This is a genomic window from Streptomyces swartbergensis (assembly GCF_002148965.1).
Lineage (GTDB): Bacteria > Actinomycetota > Actinomycetes > Streptomycetales > Streptomycetaceae > Streptomyces > Streptomyces swartbergensis.
Window position 1 is genome coordinate 1 of record NZ_NGFN01000587.1, and the last position, 2,774, is coordinate 2,774.

General features: G+C 70.1%; 4 protein-coding genes. 2 read left to right on the top strand and 2 right to left on the bottom strand.

Translation table 11 applies throughout. The features are described 5' to 3' along the window. Positions 1-111: 111 nt before the first annotated feature. Positions 112-390 (bottom strand): PspA-associated protein PspAA, encoded by a 279-nt coding sequence (pspAA, locus tag CA983_RS42430; RefSeq protein ID WP_086605960.1) that lies wholly within the window; start codon positions 388-390, stop codon positions 112-114. A 23-nt stretch (positions 391-413) separates the two neighbouring features. Beyond that, the gene (locus CA983_RS42435) at positions 414-1,199 is read right to left on the bottom strand and encodes a PspA/IM30 family protein (RefSeq protein ID WP_086605961.1); all 786 of its coding nucleotides are present in this window, start codon (positions 1,197-1,199) and stop codon (positions 414-416) included. Between the two features lie 336 nt (positions 1,200-1,535). Between CA983_RS42435 and CA983_RS42440 the strand changes: the two genes are divergently transcribed. Both CA983_RS42440 and CA983_RS42445 read left to right on the top strand, forming a co-directional pair. After that, on the top strand, positions 1,536-2,135 hold the full coding sequence (locus CA983_RS42440; RefSeq protein ID WP_086605962.1) for a DUF3043 domain-containing protein: 600 nt from the start codon (positions 1,536-1,538) through the stop codon (positions 2,133-2,135). Between the two features lie 83 nt (positions 2,136-2,218). Beyond that, on the top strand, positions 2,219-2,774 hold a 556-nt coding region (locus tag CA983_RS42445), incomplete at its 3' end, for a class I SAM-dependent methyltransferase (protein WP_086605963.1).

The following is a 2,774-nucleotide window of genomic DNA, read 5'->3' on the forward strand; positions in this document are numbered from 1 at the left end:
GGTGGGTCCGCAACCCGGCGGTGCGGGGTGCCGCTGCGCCCACCCGTGCCGCCTGGGGGTACCTCCCAGGCCCTTAAGGCACTGGGGGAGGCACGACTGCCCGCAGTTGAGTCAGCCCGGAATCAGGCCGTCGTCGCTCAGCAGCTCCCGGACCTCCTCCAGCGTCGCGTCCGGGGACGGGAGGATCAGTTCCGATGGTTCCAGGGAGTCGTCGGGCAGGGGTTCGCCCAGGTCTCTGACCCTGGTCAGCAGGGCCTGGAGGGTGCGGCGGAAGCCGGGGCCGTCGCCGTTCTCCATTTCGGCCAGGAGTTCGTCGTCCAGCTTGTTCAGTTCGGCGAGGTGGCCGTCGGCCAGCCTCACCTGGCCCTCCCCCATGATCCGTACGATCATGTCGCCCTCCTAGGCGTGGGCCCCTACTGCTTGTCGAAGCGTGGGGTGTCCTGCGGCTGCTGCTGGGACTGCTGCTGGCTCGTGCCACCTTCGAGGGCCTGCTGCCCACCGTTCGAGCCGCCGGCCAGCTCGGCCTTCATCCGCTGCAGTTCCAGCTCTACATCCGTACCACCGGAGAGCCGGTCCAGCTCGGCCTGGAGATCGTCCTTGTGCATGCCGGACGGGTCCTCCAGGGCTCCGGAGGCGAGCAGCTCGTCGATGGCGCCGGCGCGGGCCTGGAGCTGGGCCGTCTTGTCCTCGGCGCGCTGGATCGCCAGGCCGACGTCGCCCATCTCCTCGGAGATGCCGGAGAAGGCCTCGCCGATGCGGGTCTGCGCCTGGGCCGCCGTGTACGTCGCCTTGATCGTCTCCTTCTTCGTACGGAAGGCGTCGACCTTGGCCTGGAGCCGCTGGGCCGCGAGGGTGAGCTTCTCCTCCTCGCCCTGCAGCGTCGCGTGCTGGGTCTCCAGGTCGGTCACCTGCTGCTGGAGGGCGGCCCGGCGGGACAGCGCTTCGCGGGCCAGGTCCTCACGGCCCAGCGCGAGCGCCTTGCGGCCCTGGTCCTCCAGCTTGGTGGACTGCGACTGCAACTGGTTCAGCTGGAGCTCCAGACGCTTGCGCGAGGTCGCCACGTCGGCGACACCGCGACGGACCTTCTGGAGCAGCTCCAGCTGCTTCTGGTACGAGTAATCGAGGGTCTCGCGCGGGTCCTCGGCCCGGTCAAGGGCCTTGTTCGCCTTCGCGCGGAAGATCATCCCCATACGCTTCATGACACCGCTCATGGGCTTCGCGCGCCCCCTTCTGACCGACTCCGGCTCCAGCACCTGCGACAGAACCCACAGTACGGGCCCTGCATCCATTACCGCACTGTTCGGGGACGGATGCGCTCATCCCCAAGGACGACTGAGCACGCTCCCGCTCCGGCGTAGGGAGTAGGTGACCCCCGGGGTTACCGGGGATACCCCCGGTAACCGGAGCCGTGCCTCCCGGGAACGACCGGGTGCGTACACAACGTCCCCTCTGTCCCCTTACAGACGACTGGTGTTGCCGGATCGTTCCCACCGGGACTGGGGTCCATGCCCGGGAAGCCCTTACCCTTGGGTTTTGTGTTCCGTAGCCGTGCGAAGGATGAGAAGTCCCAGGCAGCCGACAAGGCGCCGGTGAACTTCTCCAAGCAGCCCCGCGACCCGCAGGCCCCGAAGGGCAGGCCCACGCCCAAGCGCAGTGAGGCCCAGTCCCAGCGCCGCAGCGTCGCTAACACGTCGATGACGCGGAAGGAGGCCGCCAAGCGGCAGCGCGAGGAGCGCCGCAGCGCGCTGGAGCGCCAGCGCCAGGCGCTGGCGAGCGGCGACGAGCGCTACCTGCCCGCGCGTGACAAGGGACCGGTCCGCCGGTTCGCGCGCGACTTCGTCGACTCGCGGTTCAACATCGCGGAGTTCTTCCTGCCGATGGCCGTGATCATCCTCGTGCTGAGCATGGTGCGGGTGGCGGCGCTGCAGAACATCGCGCTGCTGCTGTGGCTCGTGGTGATCGTGCTGATCGTGCTCGACTCGTTCGTCACGGCCTTCCGCCTGAAGAAGCAGCTCAACGAGCGCTTCGCCGGCGAGAACAAGCGCGGCGCGGTCGCCTACGCCCTGATGCGCTCGCTCCAGATGCGTCGGCTCCGGCTGCCGAAGCCGCAGGTCAAGCGCGGAGAGCGGCCCTGACCGCGACGTCGTTCTCCGGGGGCGCGGCGGATGCCTGGCTGGACAAGCTGGGCGGGCTGCGCGATGTCGTCCGGCAGGAGCTGGTGGCCCGGCAGCTGGACGAGCAGATAGTCGGGCGCTTCCCGGTCGGGAAGCGGCTGCGGGTGCTCGACGTGGGCATGGGCCAGGGCACGCAGGCGCTGCGGCTGGCCCGGGCCGGGCACCAGGTGACCGGTCTGGAGCAGGACGCGAAGATGATCGCCGTGGCCCGGGAGTCCCTCGCCGGGGAACCGGAGGGCATCCGGGAGCGGATGCGGATCATCGAGGGCGACGGCCGGGACACCGGCGTGCACTTCCTGCCGGGCAGTTTCGACGTGGTGCTGTGCCACGGCGTCCTCATGTACGTGGAGGAGCCCGACCCGCTGCTGGCGGGTCTCGCCCGGATGCTCGCGCCCGGCGGGCTGCTGTCCCTGCTCGTGCGCAACGGGGACGCGCTCGCGATACGGCCGGGGCTGTCCGGCGACTGGGCGGGCGCGCTGGCCGCGTTCGACACGACGGCTTATCGCAACCGGCTGGGCCTCGACGTACGGGCCGACCGGCTGAAGGACCTGACGGCGACGCTCGCCGGGATCGGGGCGCCGCTGCACGCCTGGTACGGGG